Origin of the sequence: Rathayibacter tritici, from assembly GCF_002932875.1 — a bacterium.
Classification (GTDB): domain Bacteria; phylum Actinomycetota; class Actinomycetes; order Actinomycetales; family Microbacteriaceae; genus Rathayibacter; species Rathayibacter tritici.
The window spans coordinates 74064-90022 of sequence record NZ_PSWS01000062.1 but is presented as its reverse complement, the minus strand read 5'-3'; the positions used below and the strand labels follow the sequence as shown (position 1 = coordinate 90022).

Genomic DNA, 15959 nt, shown 5'->3' with positions numbered 1-15959 from the left:
CCTGGCCCGTCTTCGGGCATGATCGTGACCGACGCAGGTTATGTCGGACAAAAGCCGACCGCTGGCCGTCGGCTCGATCAAGGACGCTCATGACACCGACCCTCCTCACTACTCTCCGCACCGCCGCCGCCGGCGACGACCCCGTCAGCGCTGCCGGGCAGGGGCAGTTGATCCTCGCCGCCGTCATCGGTATCGCTGTGATCGTCGTCCTGATCACCTGGCTGAAGCTGCATCCGTTCGTCTCGCTGCTGATCGGCGCGCTGACCACGGGTCTGATCGCGGGTCTCGCCGCGGCCGACGCGGTCGCGAGCTTCGCGGTCGGCTTCGGCTCCACGATGGGCGGGGTCGGCATCCTGATCGGCCTCGGCGCAATGTACGGCAAGCTGCTCGCCGATTCGGGCGGAGCCGACCGCATCGTGGACACCCTGATCGCCCGCTCGAGCACCCGGGCGCTGCCCTGGATGATGGGCTTCGTCGGAGCACTGATCGGCCTGCCGATGTTCTTCGAGGTCGGCCTGGTGCTCCTAATCCCGGTCGTGATCCTGGTCGCGCGCCGCAGCGGACTGCCGCTGATGACGGTCGCCATTCCCACGCTCGCCGGACTCTCGGTGATGCACGGCCTCGTCCCGCCGCACCCGGGCCCCCTTGTCGCGATCGACGCGCTCGGCGCGAACCTCGGCGTGACCCTCGCGTTCGGCGTCCTGGTCGCGATCCCCACCGTCGTCGTCGCGGGTCCGCTCTTCGGCCGGCTCGCCGCACGCTGGGCGCCGGTCGAGACGCCACCCCTGTTCGGAGAGGGAGCCGGCGAGGCGCGCGAGCACCGGCCAGGCTTCGCGGCCGCCGTCGCGAGCATCCTGCTGCCGGTCGTCCTGATGCTCGGCAAGGCGATCGCCGACATCGCCGCCCCCGGCTCCACCGTCGCCTGGAAGGGCGCCCTCGACTTCCTCGGCACACCGACCATTGCGCTGGCGATCGCCCTGCTGGTCAGCCTCGTCCTCCTCGGCCGCGGCGGCCGGATGGACCGCACCGAGCTGCAGACCTCGCTCTCCAGCTCGCTGCCGCCGATCGCGGGCATCCTGCTGATCGTCGGCGCGGGCGGCGGCTTCAAGCAGGTCCTTGTCGACACGGGGATCGGCGGAGTCGTCGCTCAGCTCGCCGAGGGCAGCGGCGCCTCGGCTCTGCTGCTCGCCTGGCTCGTCGCCGTCGTGATCCGCGTGGCCACCGGTTCGGCGACCGTCGCCACCGTGACGGCTGCGGGGATCCTCCAGCCGCTGACCGAGAGTATGGACGGGCCGATGGTGGCCCTCATGGTGCTCGCGATCGGGGCGGGCTCGGTGTTCCTGTCGCATGTCAACGACGCCGGATTCTGGCTGGTGAAGGAGTACCTCGGGCTCAGCATCGGCCAGACCCTGAAGACCTGGACCGTGATGGAGTGCCTGGTCTCCGTGACCGGGCTCGTCGGGGTCCTCCTGATCGGTCTCTTCGTAGGAGGTATCTGATGACCGCTCTGCCCACCGTCCCCGTCCGCGCCGTCGTCGTGATGGGCGTCTCCGGCAGCGGCAAGTCGACCGTCGCGTCGCTGCTGTCCGCCCGCCTGGGCTGGGAGTTCCTCGAGGGCGACGACCTGCACCCGCAGGCCAACGTCGACCGGATGCACGCGGGGATGCCGCTGACCGACGAGGACCGAGCACCGTGGTTGGCCGAGATCGCGCGCGTCCTCGAGCAGCGGATCGCGGCGGGAGCGTCGGTCGTCGTGACCTGCTCCGCTCTGCGCCGGCGCTACCGCGACGTCCTGCGCCGCGACGACCTCGTCTTCGCGCACCTCGCGGGCTCGCGCGACCGGATCGCCGGACGCCTCGCCTCCCGCGTCGGCCACTTCATGCCGACCACCCTGCTCGACTCGCAGTTCGAGGCGCTGGAGCCCCTCGGCGACGACGAGTTCCACGTCACGGTCGATGTGGGCGGCGCTCCGGAGGAGGAGGTCGCCGCGATCCTCGAGCGGCTCGGGCTGGCGGGCGCTTAGCCGAGCAGTGTCGCCGCGGGCGCCGCGGGCAGGTCGAAGGCCGCCGCGACGGCCGCGTTGGTCACCTGAGCGTCGTGCGTGCTCAGCCCGCGGGCGAGCGCGGGGTCGGCGGCCAGGGCGGCCCGCCAGCCGCGGTCGGCGAGCGCGACCGCGTAGGGGAGCGTCGCATTGGTCAGCGCGCGCGTCGAGGTCTCGGGCACGGCACCGGGCATATTCGCCACGCAGTAGTAGACGCTCTGGTGCACGGGGAACACCGGGTCATCGTGCGTGGTCGGACGCGAGCCCTCGAAGCAGCCGCCCTGGTCGATCGCGATGTCCACCAGCACCGAGCCGCGCTTCATCGAGGCGACCATCTCGTCCGTCACCAGCTTGGGCGCCTTCGCACCGGGAATGAGGACCGAGCCGATCACGAGGTCGGCGTCGGCGAGCTGCGCCGCGATCTCGTAGGCGGAGGAGGCGCGGGTCTGAATCGCGCCCTGGAACCGGTTCTCCAGCTGGGCCAGGCGGGGGAGCGAGAGGTCGACGATGGTGACGTCGGCACCCAGGCCGAGCGCGTTCGCCGCGGCGTGCTCGCCGGCCGTACCTCCGCCGATCACGACGACCTTCGCCTTCGGCGTGCCGGGGACGCCGCCGAGCAGTGTCCCGCGCCCGCCGACAGCGCTCATCAGGTGGTACGCACCGACCGTGATCGACAGGCGACCGGCCACCTCGCTCATCGGCGAGAGCAGTGGCAGCCGGCGGTCGTCGAGCTGCACGGTCTCGTAGGCGATGGCGGTCGTGCCTGCGGCGAGCAGCGCGTCCGTGCAGGGCCGGGAGGCGGCGAGGTGGAGGTAGGTGAAGAGCACCTGGTCGCGGCGCATCCGCGGGTACTCGGCTTCGATCGGCTCCTTGACCTTCAGGATCAGCTCGGACTCGCCCCAGACCTCGTCGGCTCCGTCGACGAGGCGGGCGCCCGCGTCGCGGAAGTCGTCGTCCGACACTCGGGAGCCGACGCCGGCTCCCGCCTCGACCAGGACCTCGTGGCCGCGGCGCACCAGCTCGTGCACGCCGGCCGGAGTAGCGGCGACCCGGTTCTCGTTGTTCTTGATCTCGGTGGGGATTCCGACGCGCACGACGGCTCCTTCGCTGCGGCCCGCGGGGCGGGCGGTGGGCGCCGATCCTGCACCGGCTCTGCCCCCATCGTGCGAAGATCGTGCCCAGGGCGGAGAGATTCCGCAGGATCAATCAGAAGTAGCGGCATCAGCCGAAGATTCATCGGAGGAGCGGGGGAGCGGGCGAGTGGCACCGAAGGATCTGCACGACCTCGACGACCTCGATCCGGTTGATCGCACACTGGTGCGCCTGCTCCGCGCCGACGCGCGCACCCCCAACAGTCGGCTCGCCGAGCGCGCCGGGATCGCCCCGTCGACCTGCGTCGCGCGAGTGCGCGGCCTGGTCGCGCGCGGCGTGATCACCGGGTTCACGGTCGACCTCGATCCGGCCGCGCTCGGACTCACCCTCGAGGCCCTGATCAGCGTCAACATCCGCGTCGGTCAGCGGCAGGCGATCACCCGGTTCGCCCAGGAGATCCGCGCGCTGCCCGAGGTGGTGCAGCTGTTCTTCCTCGGCGGGTCGGAGGACTTCATCATCCACGTCGCCGTGCGCGACTCGAACGACGTGCGGGACTTCGTGGTCTCGAACCTCTCGGCGCATCCGGCGGTGGCCTCGACGCGGACGAGCCTGGTCTTCGACCACCACCGCAAGGGCCCGGCGGTCCCGGAGTAGTCCCGGTCGCACCCGCGACGCTCGTCGAGAAAAGCGCTCAGTGCGCGCCGGGGTTCACGTCCCCGCCACCGCGCTGGGTCAGGCCCGGGATGCGCTTCGCGAGCCCCGGGATCGCCTCCTCCGAGATCGCGATTCTGGTGTCGCGCAGACGCTGGCGTAACAGTGTCTCGACGTCCTCCTCCGGTCGCAATTCGGCGTCGCCGGCGACCTGCAGCAGCACGCCGCGCAGCTTCTCGTCGAGCTGCGCGTCCTCGCTGCCGTGCTGGATCGGGTGGTCCTGGGATGCGTTCGTCATCTCCCCATGCTGGCATCGGCTGGCGGGCGCCGAGAGGACTTGCGTCGCGGGAGGATGGTCGCGTGCCCTTTTCCCGCGCCGAACTCGCGTCGTTCCACGGCCGCACGGTCGAGGACCTGCTCGGCGACGACGTCCGCCTCCTCTTCGTCGGCATCAATCCGGGCCTGTGGACCGCCGCCACCGGCGCGCACTTCGCACACCCCGGCAACCGCTTCTACCCGGCACTCACGGCCGCCGGGATTCTCGATCGGGTGCCGCGGGTCTCGGAGGGGATGAGCGCCGCCGACCGAGCGGATCTGGTCTCGCGCGGCATCGGCATCACGAACCTCGCCGCCCGCGCGACGGCGCGCGCCGATGAGCTGAGTGCGCAGGAGCTGCGTGCGGGCGCCCGGCGGCTCCTGGCCACGGTCGAGCGCGTGCGGCCGGCGGCCGTCGCCGTGGTGGGAATCACCGCCTTCAGCCGCCGAACCGCCGTGCAGGGCCGACAGGAGGAGGGCGTCGCCGGCGTGCCGCTCTGGGTGCTGCCGAACCCGAGCGGACTGAACGCCCACGACACCGTCGCTTCTCTCGGCCGTGCCTATCGCGAGCCGGCGATCGCGGCGGGGATCCTCGCACCGGAGGGGGATGGCTCCGACCGACTCGACCAGCAGGAATAGTCGGCGATCAGCGGCGGTTGCAGAAGTCCATGAGTATGCATGAAGTGAGGTTCGGCGTCGACACGTTCGGCGACGTCACCGCCGGGCCCGACGGTGCCCCGCTGCCGTACGGCCAGGTCCTGCGCGACGTGGTCGAGGAGGGGGTCCTCGCGGATCGAGTCGGCATCGACTTCTTCGGCATCGGCGAGCACCACCGCGCCGACTTCGCCGTGAGCGCACCGGATGTCGTGCTCGCCGCCATCGCCGCCCGCACCGAGCGGATACACCTCGGCTCCGCGGTGACGGTGCTCTCCTCCGACGACCCGGTGCGGGTCTACCAGCGTTTCGCCACCCTCGACGGCCTCTCCGGCGGTCGCGCCGAGGTGATCCTGGGCCGCGGCTCCTTCACCGAGTCGTTCCCGCTCTTCGGCTACGACCTGGCGCAGTACGAGGTCCTCTTCGAGGAGAAGCTCGACCTCTTCCACGCCCTGCTGCAGGGCGGTCCGGTGACCTGGCAGGGCACGACCCGCCCCGCGCTCACCGAGCAGAGCGTCTACCCCGCGCCCGACAGCGGCACTCTCCGCACGTGGATCGGCGTCGGCGGCAGCCCGGAGTCCGTCGTGCGCGCCGCCCGCTACGGCTTCCCGCTCGTCCTGGCGATCATTGGCGGCTCGCCCGCCCGGTTCCGCCCCTACGTCGACCTCTTCGGCCGTGCGCTCGACCAGCTCGAGCAGCCCCGGCTGCCCATCGCCGTGCACTCGCCCGGCTTCGTCGCCGACACCGACGAGGAGGCGCGCGAACTCTACTTCCCCCATCACCAGGCGATGATGGACGCCATCGGCCGCGAGCGCGGCTGGTCCCCCATGACCCGCGAGCGTTTCGAGGAGGAGGCCGGGCCCGACGGCGCCCTCCACCTCGGCTCGCCCGAGACCGTCGCGCAGAAGATCGCTCGGACGGTGGCCGCGCTGGGCATCGACCGCTTCGACCTCAAGTACAGCGCCGGAACGCTCCCGCACCCGGCGATCATGCACACCATCGAGCTCTACGGCACCGAGGTGATCCCGCGGGTCCGCGAGCTGCTCGCCCGCTGATCACCAGGCCGACGTCGATACACTCGGAACCTCGCCGCCCCGACCCTCCCGGAAGCACATGCCCGACAGCCACGCCGCCCGCACCCCCTACGAGGTGCTGGGCGTCGCCGCCACCGCGTCCGAGGACGAGCTCCGCCGGGCCTACCGCCTGCGGCTGCGCGAAACCCACCCGGACACCGGGGGCGACGCCGCGTCCTTCCACGCCGTGCAGCTCGCGTGGGAGCGGATCGGCAGCGCTTCGGCCCGCAGCGACTACGACCGCGGTGCTCCCGCTCCCGGAGCGTCCTCCCCGCACTCGCCCTACACCGGCTCGCCCCGCCCGCAGACCGCTTCCGCGGTGCGGGCTCGCTCCTACGGTCACCCCGGAGGCGCGGCACGCGAGTACTACCTGCGCCTGGTCCGCGAGTGGCTGGGCCGCGGCGTCGAGACCGACGACCCCTTCGACCCGGCGATCGTCCGCTCCGCCCCGCGCGAGGTCCGCTCCTGGCTCGCCAAGGCGCAGGCGGAGGAGGCGACGGCTGCCCTGGTCGGCGCCCTCGGCATCGCCTACACCATCTGGAACGACGTGGCGGTGGGCGACGGCGGTCTCAAAATCGACCACCTCGTGCTCGGTCCGGCGGGTCTGCTCGCCCTCACCTCCGCGGACTGGGGCGACCCGGTGCGGCTGCGCAAGGGCGAGCTGGAGGGCCCCGGGATCGCCGAGGACGAGAAGCCGATCGCGTCGCTCGCCAAGGCTGCGCGGCGACTCGGCCGCGAGCTGGGCGTCCGCTTCTCGGCGAGCGTCGTCGTCGTCCCGGATGACGCGCTGGAGCAGCCGTTCGAGCAGGTCGAGCGCGGCCGGCATCAGGGCGCCGTCGTCCTCCGTCGCTCGCTGTTGCCGCAGCTGCTGCGCTCCGGCATCGACGACCCGCGCCTGGGTGGCTACGGCGAGTCGTTCGAGGTGCGCACCCGCGTGCAGAACCGCATCCGCTTCGTCTGACTCCTCGCTAGCCGCCGCTCGCGGTCGGGGCAAGGGGTTAGCGCGCACTCCGCTCCCGACCCAGCATGGGAGGTGCCTCCGGGCATCCCACAACGAGCGGAACGAGGACGGACGATGGTGAGATTCGGCTACACCCTGATGACCGAGCAGAGCGGACCCAAGCAGCTGGTGGGCTACGCGGTCGACGCCGAGCGACTCGGCTTCGAGTTCGCGGTTTCGAGCGACCACTACTCGCCCTGGCTGACGGAGCAGGGGCACGCCTCGTACGCCTGGACCCTGCTCGGTGCCGTCGCGCAGGCGACCTCGACCATCGACCTCACGACGTACGTCACGGCGCCGACCATCCGCTACCACCCCGCCGTGGTCGCGCAGAAGGCGGCCACGCTCGCGATCCTCTCGGACGACCGCTTCACCCTGGGCCTGGGCTCGGGCGAGAACCTCAACGAGCACGTCGTCGGCGAAGGCTGGCCCTCGGTTGCCGTGCGCCAGGACATGCTCGAGGAGGCCGTGCACCTCATCCGCGAGCTGCATACCGGCGAGCTGGTGACCTGGGAGGGCGAGTACTTCCGCGTCGACTCGGCCCGCATCTGGGACCTGCCGGACACGCCGGTCCAGATCGGCCTCGCCGTCTCCGGAGAGAAGTCGATCGCGCGCTTCGCACCGATCGGCGACCACCTGATCACGACCGAGGCCGACGCCGAGCTGATCTCGCAGTGGACCTCGGTCCGGGGCGCGGATGCCGCCCCCTCGCGCACGATCGGCCAGATCCCGATCTGCTGGGCGCCCAATAAGGAGCAGGGCGTGGCGCTCGCCCACGAGCAGTTCCGCTGGTTCGCCGGCGGCTGGGCGGTCAACTCCGACCTGCCCACACCCGCGGGATTCGCCGGAGCGAGCCAGTTCGTCCGGCCGGAGGACGTCGCCGAGCAGATCGCTTGTGGACCCGACCTCGACGAGCTCGCCCAGAGCTTCGTGCCCTACATCGAGGCGGGCTTCACCGACATCGCCCTCGTGCAGGTCGGCGACGAGCTGCAGCAGCGTTTCCTCGACGAGGCGGCAGAGGGGCTGCTCGAGCGCCTGCGCGCCCTCGCTCCCTGAGCGGCCGAGGCGTCAGAACCCGCGGAGCCGCTCGATGTCGCGCCGGTCGCGCTTGGTGGGGCGGCCCGCCCCGCGGTCGCGGACGATCACGCCCGGGGCGGACTCCCGGGGTGGCGGTGGCGGCGTGTGGTCCTCCATGCACTCGGCGGCGACCGGCGCTCCGACCCGCTTGACCACGAGTCCCCGGACGATCAGCTCCCGGTCGAACCCGCCGATGCGGGCGCGGACCTCGTCGCCGACACGCACGGTCTGCGCCGCCTTCGCCCGCTCCCCGTTCACGCGGATGTGGCCGGCTCGCGCTGCGGTCGTCGCGGCGGAGCGGGTCTTGTAGACACGGACCGCCCAGAGCCAGGCGTCCACCCGCACGGCACCGGTCACCGGGATCTGCATCCGCCCAGTCTACGAAACGGGGCCCGCTCGCCGGCACTCCGCGTCCTACCCCACCCCGCGGTCCTACACTGGCCGCCGACAAGGAGGTTCCCATGAACCGAGACGACAGCATCTACACCGGAGCGGACGACGCCCTGCAGAGCGGCGAGGACCGTATGGTCGCCGCGAACGACAGCTCCGGGGCCGGCGGTACCCGCGGCGACGTCGGCATGAGCACGACGAGCGGCGAGGGCACCGGTGTGCCCACGCGCGGCGCGCCCCCGCAGAGCGGCTCGCCGTCCGAGTTGCGTCCCACCGGCTTCCCGCACGCCGGCCTGGAGTTCTCGCTCGTCCCGTCCGGGCACGAGGAGTGGCGGATCGAGCACCCGGGCGGCCGCACCGTCGGTGTGCTCGCCGTCATCTCGCACGCGGGCGAGGAGTCGGAGGCCGTGTTCGTCACCCGCCGCGTCGGCTCCGAGGACGCCGTGGCCGAGGGCACCGACTGGCGCGGCATCGTCTCGGCCGTCATCAACGATGAGGCGGCCGACGAGCGCGGGCCCGTCCAGCTCGACCCGACCGTCGAGCACGTCCGCGGCGGACTGATCAGCCGCGGACCTGCGGACGTCGACGGCCTCTCCTGACCCATTCGCCCACGAGAGTCGCCGGAGCGGCTCTCAGCGGGCGAGGAGCGCAGCGTTGATCCGGGCCGAGAGGTCCGGGTCGACGCGGCGATCGACCCCGTCGACGGCGCGGATCGGAGCGGCGTTGCGTGCGCTGGACACCAACCACGCCGCGTCCGCCGCCTCCAGGTCGCCCGCGCGCAGCGGACGGACCGCCGTGCCGAGGCCCAGGCCCGGAGCGAGCGCGAACAGGTCGGCCTGCGTGGTGCCGGGCAGCAGCCCGAGACTCGGCGGGGGCGTCACCAGCTCGCCGGTCGCCAGCAGGACGAGGTTCGCGGACGGCCCCTCGAGCAGGTAACCGTCGCTCGAGACGAACACTGCATCGTCCGCTCCGCGGCGGGCCGCCTCGCGCGAGGCCGCCCGGTTCACCGCGTAGGAGAGCGTCTTCGCTCCCGCGAGCAGCCAGGGCGAGGTCTCCTGGACGTCCGAGCGCAGACCCCGATCCAGCAGCACCACTCGGACGCCGTCGCGGCGGGCCGGGCCGAAGTCCGGACTGGTCTGCACGAAGACGACGCCGGTCGGCCGACCACCGCCCTCGACACCGCGGGTCAGGATCGTCTTCAGCATCGCCTCGGCGACGCGAGGGTGCGCGGCGACCGCCGCGGCGATCGCCTCAACCCACGCCGCTCGGTCGGGCTGGGGCAGATCGAGCATGCGGGCCGAGCGCTCGAACCGGTCCAGATGAGCGTCGAGGGCCTGCAGCCGTCCGTCGACGAGATTGATCGTCTCGAACACTCCGTCTCCGCGGGTGAATCCGAGGTCGGTGACGTCGAGGTCGCCGCTCCCGCCCGCGTCGACGCGGTAAGCGGGTCCGCCCGGCGAGTGCGGGTCGGCGGCGAGGGAGGGGCGGTTGAGAACGACGAGGGTGTCAGCGGGCACGGGCGGTGAATTCCTTCCGGGAGCGGGAGCGGGGGGAGAGGCGTGGCAGCACGATCACCAGCAGTGCGCCGATCAGCGAGCCGCTGCCGTTCGAGACCAGATCGTGCACATCGGCGACACGGCTGGGCAGCCAGAGCAGCTGTGCCGTCTCGACGACCACCGAGACTCCCAGCCCGATCGGCGCGGCCACCAGGCGCCGCCCCGCCGGCAGCTGCGCGGCGATCAGCGCACCGAGCGGCACGAAGAGCAGCACGTTCGCGGTGAACTCCGCCACTGCGAAGTCGAACCAGCCGGTGAGTGGAGTCGAGGCGAGGAAGGCGATGATCCCGCGGATCAGCGAGTTCGGCTCGCCTGCCGGGTACGGCGCGGGCGTCAGCGTGATCAGTGCGATCAGCGCGAGCCAGGCGAGCGTCGCGAGGCGGAGAAGTCTCAGGCGGCGCATCGTCCGATTGTGCCAGGTCGGCGGCGGCGGAGGCAGTGACCGCGGTGTGGGAGGCTGGAGGGCATGACCAGAAAGGACCCCGGCACCGACGCCGAGCTCCCGCGCCACCCTTTCGACGCCTCCCTCGGCGACGGCTGGGTCGAGATCGGCGACGGGCGCCGCTTCTGGGGCCGCTTCGGCGCCGCCGGACTGCTCCTGCGTGATCCGTCCGGCCGCGTCCTGCTCCAGCACCGCGTCAGCTGGAGCCACTTCGGCGACACGTGGGGCCTGCCCGGCGGGGCCCGGCATCCGGAGGAGACGGCGTTCGAGGCCGCTCTCCGGGAGTCGGAGGAGGAGGCGGGCGTCCCCACCGAACTGATCCTGCCCGTGCTCTCCAGCGTGGTCGTGATCGGCCCGTGGAGCTACTCGACCGTTCTGGCCGAGGCCCGCGAGCATTTCGTCCCGCGCATCAGCGACGCCGAGAGCACGGAGCTGCGCTGGGTCGCGCCGGAGGACGTCGACTCGCTGCCGCTGCACCCCGGGTTCGCAGCGGCCTGGCCGGGTCTGCGCGCGCTCGGATCCTCGATCCCGGTGCTCGTCGTGGACGCCGCCAACGTGGTCGGCTCGCGCCCCGACGGCTGGTGGCGGGACCGCGCCGGAGCCGCTGAGCGCCTCCTCGCCGCTCTCGCTCGGCTCGCGGCCGTCGGCGTCCCCGGGCGTCTTCTGGGAGTCGAGGCCGAGACGGTCTGGCCGCGCATCGCTGTGGTGCTCGAGGGAGCGGCGCGCGCCGCCCGCACGGCTCTCCTCGCTGGGGAGGACCGAGTGGCCGTGCACACGGCCGCAGGGTCGGGCGATGACGCGATCGTCGACCTCGTCGGCGGGCAGGAGTCGGCGGTCGTCGTCACGGCCGACCGCGGTCTCGTCGCACGCATCGAGGCGCTCGGCGCGGCCGCCGTCGGGCCGCGGACGCTGCTCGAGCTCCTCGATCCCCTCCGGGAATAGGCCGCGGGGGAGTCCGGTTGCACCCCGCATGGCTACGACTGCGATGACCCTCGACTCTCACGACCAGACGATCGCCGACGGCATCGTCCTCATCGACTTCTGGGCCGACTGGTGCGGCCCGTGCAAGCAGTTCGCTCCGGTCTTCGAGGCCACGAGCGAGAAGAACGCCGACATCACCTTCGCGAAGGTCGACACGGAGGACCAGCAGCAGCTCGCCGCGAGCTACGGCATCTCCTCCATCCCCACCCTCGTCGTGTACCGCGACGGCATTCCGCTGATGGCTCAGCCCGGCGCACTGCCGGCCCCCGCTCTCGACACCCTCATCGAGCAGGTCCGTGGACTCGACATGGACGACGTGCGCCGTCAGTACGAGGAGGCGAAGGCCGCCCAGCAGGCCTGATCCGCCAGCAGACGCGCCGGAACCCCCGTCAGCCGTGAGGCCGCCGGGGGTTCCGCCGTTCCGGAGCGGGGTCAGCCCGTGTTCTGCAACCCCGCCGCGACGCCGTTGACCGCGAGCAGCAGCAACCGCTGGTTCTGCTCTGTCCCCGGTCCTCCGGGGTCGGTGCGCAGCGCCCGCAGCGCCCGCAGCTGCAGGAGCGAGAGCGCGTTGACGTAGGGGGTGCGCAGCCGCACCGCGCGGCCGAGCACGCGGTGGCCGGTGAGCAGGCTCTCCTCGCCGGTGATCGAGAGCACCCACCGGCGGGTGAGCGCCATCTCCTCGAGCACGAGCCCGGCGAGATCGTCCCGGGAGTCGAGGGCGAGGTAGCGGCGGGCGATGCCCTCGTCGGTCTTCGCGAGCGACATCTCGACGTTGTCGACCATTGTCGTGAACAGCGGCCAGGAGGCGTAGGCCTCGCGCAGCAGGTCCAGGTCGCCGACCGCCTCGAGGGCACTGCCCAGACCGAACCAGCCGGTCAGGTTGACCCGGGCCTGCGTCCACGCGAAGACCCAGGGGATCGCGCGCAGGTCCTCGAGCGATTCGACGGAGAGCCCGCGACGGGCGGGACGCGAGCCGAGCGCGAGCAGGCCCACCTCCTCCTGCGGGGTCACCCGGGCGAACCACGGCGCGAAGCCGTCGGCCTTCACCAGCTCGAAGAAGCGGCGGCGCGACTCGCGGTCCATCGTCGCGGCGACCTCGGCGAAGCGCTCCGCGGCTGCGGCATTGCGCTCGCCGACCGCGGGGGAGGAGGCGAGCAGCGTCGCGCCCGCCACCTGCTCGATGTGCCGGGTCGCGATGTCCGGGTTGCCGTAGCGGGCGAAGATGACCTCGCCCTGCTCCGTCAGCTTGAAGCGGCCGTCCACCGATCCCGGCGGCTGCGCGAGCACGGCACGGTTGGCCGGCCCGCCGCCGCGACCGAGCGCGCCGCCGCGGCCGTGGAACAGCGTCAGCACGATCCCCTCGTCGGCCGCCCACTGCGCGATGCGCGCCTGCGCGTCGTAGAGCGCGAGCGTCGCCGAGACCGGTCCGACGTCCTTCGACGAGTCGGAGTAGCCCAGCATCACCTCGAGGCGGTTGCCCGTCGCCGCGAGGCGCGCCTGCACCTGAGGGAGGCGGATCATCTCGGCGAGGATGTCGGTGGACGCGTCGAGGTCGGCGAAGGTCTCGAAGAGCGGGACCGCGTCGATGATCGGCGGCTCGCCGTCGGTGGCCGCCTCCGCCAGCTCGAAGACCGTGCGGAGGTCGTCGGCCGACTGCGTGAACGAGACGATGTAGCGCCGCGCGGCACCGGTGCCGAAGCGCTCCTGGACCCTCGCGATCGCGCGGAACACCGCCAAGACCTCGCGGCCACGATCATCCAGCTCCTCGCCGGCGCGGAGTGCGGCGATCGTCTCGCGGTGGACCTTCGAGTGCTGGCGCACCTCGATCTCGGCCAGGTGGAAGCCGAAGGTCTCGAGCTGCCAGACGAAGTCCTGCAGGTCGCCGTAGGCCGCGCGGACGTCGTCGGCCTCGACCAGGGACTCCTGCAGCGTGCGCAGCTCGCCGAGCAGCTCGGTGGCGGCGGAGTAGGCCAGCGGCCCCTCGGAGCGTGTCGCGGCCAGGCGCTCGGCCGCGAAGAGCAGGACCCGCCGGTGCGTCTCGTTGGGGGAGCGCTCGGCGATGTCGGTGGCGAGCTCGGGGGCGCGCTCGACGCAGGACGCCCAGAGCGCCTCGACGGCGGCGGAGGGCGGAGTGGTCGACGCATCGAGCGTCAGCGCGCGGCCCACGCGACGGGCGACGCGCTCGAGGCCCATCAGGACGTGCTCCGAGGCGATGTCGACCGCCGCGAGGGTCGTCTCGGCCGTGACGAACGGGTTACCGTCGCGATCACCGCCGATCCAGGTGCCCAGGCGGACGAAGGCCGGCGCGACCGGCGCGCGCGTGCCCGAGCCCTCACCGAGCAGGGCGTCGTCGAGGCGGCGGTAGACCCGGGGGAGCACCGAGAACAGCGACTCGTCGAACACGCTCATCGCCGTGCGCACCTCGTCCAGCGGAGTCGGCTTCGACTCGCGCAGCGGCGCCGTGCGCCAGAGAGTGTCGACCTCGGCCAGCAGCCGACGACGGATCTCGACCAGCACGACTCCGCCCATGCGCGGATCGTCGCGCTGCTCGAGCAGGTCGCTGATGCGCCGGATGGTCGAGGCAACCGCACGACGGCGGGCCTCGGTCGGGTGCGCCGTCAGAACGGGGCGGAACTCCAGGCGGGAGAGGCGTGCGAACGCCTCGGCCTCGCCGAGCTCGCCGGTGAGGCGGCGCATCGAGGCGAGGATCGAATCCTCCGGCGACTGCGCGCCTGCATCCGCCTCGCGGCGGCGCAGCACCCGCACCCGGTGGAACTCCTCCGCCACGTTGACGAGATGGAAGTAGCAGGTGAAGGCTCGGGCCACCTCCTCGGCGCGCTCGAGCGAGAGCGAGGCCACGAACTCCTCCGCCTCGGCCGTCCCCGCCGCGTCGCCGCTGTCGTAGGCGCTGATCGTCAGAGCCCTGAGGCGCTCCACGTCCTCGTAGAGCGCGGGCTCACCCGATTCGCGCAGGACCTGGCCGAGCAGTTCGCCCAGAAGATGGACGTCGGCGCGGATCCTCTCCTCGAGCACGGGCGCGGTCGTCCCGTCGGCGGAGGACGGGGCGGCGGAGGAGGCGGGTGCGGCGGACGCGTCGGAGAACGAAGGCACGGGAGAGACCTTAGCGGCGGCGCGTATCCAGCACACGACGCCGCGGTCACGATCCGAACTGGAATGATCAAGGAGTGACCGTGACAACCGCACCCTCCGCTCCCGCCGTTCAGACCGAGCAGGCAGCACCTCACGTCGTCGTGCTGTTCGGCGCTGTCGGCGATCTGGCCCGGCGCAAGCTCATCCCGGGCATGGCCCACCTCGCGCTCTCCTCCCTCGCTCCCGATCTGCAGATCGTCGGTACCTCGCTCGAAGAGCACGACGACGACTCGTTCCGTGCCTTCGCGAAGCTCGCCTACGACGAGTTCGGCAGCCGCTCCCTCACGCCGGCGCAGTGGGATGAATTCGCCTCCAAGCTCCGCTACGTCCCGCAGTCCGCCGGCCCCGCCGCACTGGCGGCCGCCGTGACCGACGCCGAGGCGGTCCTGGGCCCGGACGTCAGCCGCCTGCACTACCTCAGCGTTCCGCCCAGGGCGGCGCTCTCGGTCGTGCGAATGCTCGCCGAGGCCGGCCTGGTCGAGCGGTCGCGGATCATCATGGAGAAGCCGTTCGGCGTCGACCTCGAGAGCGCCGTCGTGCTCAACGCCGAGCTGCACGAGACCTTCGGCGAGGAGCAGATCTTCCGGATCGACCACTTCCTCGGCAAGGAGCCGGCGCAGAACATCCTCGCCTTCCGCTTCGCCAATGGCCTGTTCGAGCCGATCTGGAACCGCAACTTCATCGATCACGTTCAGATCGACATCCCCGAGCGCCTCACGCTGGACCGCCGCGCCGAGTTCTACGAGTCGACCGGCGCCTACAAGGACATGGTGGTCACCCACCTCTTCCAGGTGCTCGCCTTCATGGCGATGGAGCCGCCGACCGCGCTCGAGCCGCAGGCGATCAGCGAGGAGAAGAACAAGGTCTTCCGCTCGATGCGCCCGCTGAACCCCGAGAACGTCGTGCGGGGCCAGTACATCGGCTACCGTGACGAGCCCGGCGTCGCCGCCGACTCCGAGACCGACACCTTCGTCGCGCTGAAGTGCGAGATCGACAATTGGCGCTGGGCCGGTGTCCCGTTCTACCTCCGCACCGGCAAGCGGATGGCGGAGGGCCAGCGCATCATCTCGATCGCGTTCCGCGAGCCGCCGAAGAGCATGTTCCCCCAGGGCTCCGGAGTCGGCGCGCACGGCCCCGACCACCTCACGTTCGACCTCGCCGACGCCTCGAAGGTCTCGCTCTCCTTCTACGGGAAGCGGCCGGGCCCCGGGATGCGGTTGGACAAGCTGAGCATGCAGTTCGCGCTGCAGGAGACCGATCGCGCCGGCGACGCGCTCGAGGCCTACGAGCGCCTGATCCTCGACGCGATGCGCGGAGACCACACCCTGTTCACGACGGCCGAGGGTATCGAGCGGCTGTGGGAGGTGTCGGCGCCCCTTCTGCAGGACCCGCCGCCCGTCCGCCTCTACGCGCCCGGCTCCTGGGGGCCGAACGCGATCCACCAGCTGATCGCTCCGCACGCCTGGCGCCTGCCCTTCGAGCGCGTCTGGCGCGACAAGCGCTGAGCCCGCCGCAGTGCGCCCCGCCTAGGCTGGGC

General features: G+C 72.0%; 17 protein-coding genes. 11 read left to right on the top strand and 6 right to left on the bottom strand.

Annotated elements, in window-relative coordinates; genetic code table 11:
- Positions 1-89: 89 nt before the first annotated feature.
- Positions 90-1499, top strand: a complete 1410-nt coding sequence (locus tag C5D07_RS12320; RefSeq protein ID WP_104259440.1) for a GntP family permease — start codon at positions 90-92, stop codon at positions 1497-1499.
- Complete coding sequence (locus C5D07_RS12315) at positions 1499-2023, top strand: gluconokinase (protein WP_104259439.1); 525 nt, start codon at positions 1499-1501, stop codon at positions 2021-2023. The genes C5D07_RS12320 and C5D07_RS12315 overlap by 1 nt, the downstream gene beginning before the upstream one ends.
- Here C5D07_RS12315 and ald read toward each other — a convergent pair.
- Entirely contained in the window at positions 2020-3135 is a 1116-nt protein-coding gene (ald, locus tag C5D07_RS12310) for an alanine dehydrogenase (protein ID WP_104259438.1), read from the bottom strand. The two genes, C5D07_RS12315 and ald, sit on opposite strands and share 4 nt — an antisense overlap.
- A gap of 166 nt (positions 3136-3301) precedes the next feature.
- Here ald and C5D07_RS12305 point away from each other — a divergent pair, with 166 nt between their 5' ends.
- Positions 3302-3787, top strand: a complete 486-nt coding sequence (locus C5D07_RS12305) for an Lrp/AsnC family transcriptional regulator (protein WP_068252575.1) — start codon at positions 3302-3304, stop codon at positions 3785-3787.
- 37 nt (positions 3788-3824) lie between these two features.
- Here the strand turns inward: C5D07_RS12305 and C5D07_RS12300 are convergent, their stop codons facing one another.
- Positions 3825-4082, bottom strand: coding sequence for a hypothetical protein (locus C5D07_RS12300; protein WP_068252577.1), 258 nt, complete (start codon positions 4080-4082; stop codon positions 3825-3827).
- A gap of 62 nt (positions 4083-4144) precedes the next feature.
- Here C5D07_RS12300 and C5D07_RS12295 point away from each other — a divergent pair, with 62 nt between their 5' ends.
- The 4 genes from C5D07_RS12295 (at position 4145) to C5D07_RS12280 (ending at position 7882) form a co-directional block, all read left to right on the top strand.
- On the top strand, positions 4145-4738 hold the full coding sequence (locus C5D07_RS12295) for a mismatch-specific DNA-glycosylase (protein ID WP_104259437.1): 594 nt from the start codon (positions 4145-4147) through the stop codon (positions 4736-4738).
- A gap of 35 nt (positions 4739-4773) precedes the next feature.
- On the top strand, positions 4774-5808 hold the full coding sequence (locus C5D07_RS12290; RefSeq protein WP_068257118.1) for an LLM class flavin-dependent oxidoreductase: 1035 nt from the start codon (positions 4774-4776) through the stop codon (positions 5806-5808).
- A 58-nt stretch (positions 5809-5866) separates the two neighbouring features.
- On the top strand, positions 5867-6787 hold the full coding sequence (locus C5D07_RS12285; RefSeq protein ID WP_068252582.1) for a J domain-containing protein: 921 nt from the start codon (positions 5867-5869) through the stop codon (positions 6785-6787).
- A 114-nt stretch (positions 6788-6901) separates the two neighbouring features.
- The gene (locus C5D07_RS12280) at positions 6902-7882 is read left to right on the top strand and encodes a TIGR03557 family F420-dependent LLM class oxidoreductase (RefSeq protein WP_104259436.1); all 981 of its coding nucleotides are present in this window, start codon (positions 6902-6904) and stop codon (positions 7880-7882) included.
- 12 nt (positions 7883-7894) lie between these two features.
- Here C5D07_RS12280 and C5D07_RS12275 read toward each other — a convergent pair whose 3' ends face one another.
- A complete protein-coding gene (locus tag C5D07_RS12275) occupies positions 7895-8272 on the bottom strand; it encodes an RNA-binding S4 domain-containing protein (RefSeq protein WP_068252586.1) in 378 nt (125 codons plus the stop codon).
- Between the two features lie 92 nt (positions 8273-8364).
- On the opposite strand from C5D07_RS12275, the gene C5D07_RS12270 reads away from it, so the two are divergent.
- A complete protein-coding gene (locus C5D07_RS12270) occupies positions 8365-8892 on the top strand; it encodes a hypothetical protein (protein WP_068252589.1) in 528 nt (175 codons plus the stop codon).
- A gap of 33 nt (positions 8893-8925) precedes the next feature.
- On the opposite strand, the gene C5D07_RS12265 is transcribed toward C5D07_RS12270, so the two are convergent.
- On the bottom strand, positions 8926-9810 hold the full coding sequence (locus C5D07_RS12265) for an aminotransferase class IV (protein ID WP_068252592.1): 885 nt from the start codon (positions 9808-9810) through the stop codon (positions 8926-8928).
- On the bottom strand, positions 9800-10252 hold the full coding sequence (locus C5D07_RS12260) for a VanZ family protein (RefSeq protein ID WP_084415842.1): 453 nt from the start codon (positions 10250-10252) through the stop codon (positions 9800-9802). The genes C5D07_RS12265 and C5D07_RS12260 overlap by 11 nt, the downstream gene beginning before the upstream one ends.
- A 63-nt stretch (positions 10253-10315) precedes the next feature.
- Between C5D07_RS12260 and C5D07_RS12255 the strand changes: the two genes are divergently transcribed.
- Both C5D07_RS12255 and trxA read left to right on the top strand, forming a co-directional pair.
- A complete protein-coding gene (locus C5D07_RS12255; RefSeq protein WP_068252595.1) occupies positions 10316-11233 on the top strand; it encodes an NUDIX hydrolase in 918 nt (305 codons plus the stop codon).
- 28 nt (positions 11234-11261) lie between these two features.
- Positions 11262-11633, top strand: coding sequence for a thioredoxin (gene trxA / locus C5D07_RS12250; RefSeq protein WP_068252599.1), 372 nt, complete (start codon positions 11262-11264; stop codon positions 11631-11633).
- Positions 11634-11704: 71 nt separating this feature from the next.
- Here trxA and C5D07_RS12245 read toward each other — a convergent pair whose 3' ends face one another.
- Positions 11705-14383 (bottom strand): phosphoenolpyruvate carboxylase, encoded by a 2679-nt coding sequence (locus C5D07_RS12245; protein ID WP_084415843.1) that lies wholly within the window; start codon positions 14381-14383, stop codon positions 11705-11707.
- Between the two features lie 80 nt (positions 14384-14463).
- Here C5D07_RS12245 and zwf point away from each other — a divergent pair, with 80 nt between their 5' ends.
- Complete coding sequence (gene zwf, locus C5D07_RS12240; protein WP_104259435.1) at positions 14464-15927, top strand: glucose-6-phosphate dehydrogenase; 1464 nt, start codon at positions 14464-14466, stop codon at positions 15925-15927.
- Positions 15928-15959 lie beyond the last annotated feature (32 nt).

Coding starts and splice junctions, on each gene's coding strand:
- C5D07_RS12320 (WP_104259440.1), top strand. CDS start 90: ATGACACCGACCCTCCTCACTACTCTCCGCACCGCCGCCGCCGGCGAC.
- C5D07_RS12315 (WP_104259439.1), top strand. CDS start 1,499: ATGACCGCTCTGCCCACCGTCCCCGTCCGCGCCGTCGTCGTGATGGGC.
- C5D07_RS12300 (WP_068252577.1), bottom strand. CDS start 4,082: ATGACGAACGCATCCCAGGACCACCCGATCCAGCACGGCAGCGAGGAC.
- C5D07_RS12290 (WP_068257118.1), top strand. CDS start 4,774: ATGCATGAAGTGAGGTTCGGCGTCGACACGTTCGGCGACGTCACCGCC.
- C5D07_RS12285 (WP_068252582.1), top strand. CDS start 5,867: ATGCCCGACAGCCACGCCGCCCGCACCCCCTACGAGGTGCTGGGCGTC.
- C5D07_RS12280 (WP_104259436.1), top strand. CDS start 6,902: ATGGTGAGATTCGGCTACACCCTGATGACCGAGCAGAGCGGACCCAAG.
- C5D07_RS12275 (WP_068252586.1), bottom strand. CDS start 8,272: ATGCAGATCCCGGTGACCGGTGCCGTGCGGGTGGACGCCTGGCTCTGG.
- C5D07_RS12270 (WP_068252589.1), top strand. CDS start 8,365: ATGAACCGAGACGACAGCATCTACACCGGAGCGGACGACGCCCTGCAG.
- C5D07_RS12260 (WP_084415842.1), bottom strand. CDS start 10,252: ATGCGCCGCCTGAGACTTCTCCGCCTCGCGACGCTCGCCTGGCTCGCG.
- C5D07_RS12255 (WP_068252595.1), top strand. CDS start 10,316: ATGACCAGAAAGGACCCCGGCACCGACGCCGAGCTCCCGCGCCACCCT.
- trxA (WP_068252599.1), top strand. CDS start 11,262: ATGGCTACGACTGCGATGACCCTCGACTCTCACGACCAGACGATCGCC.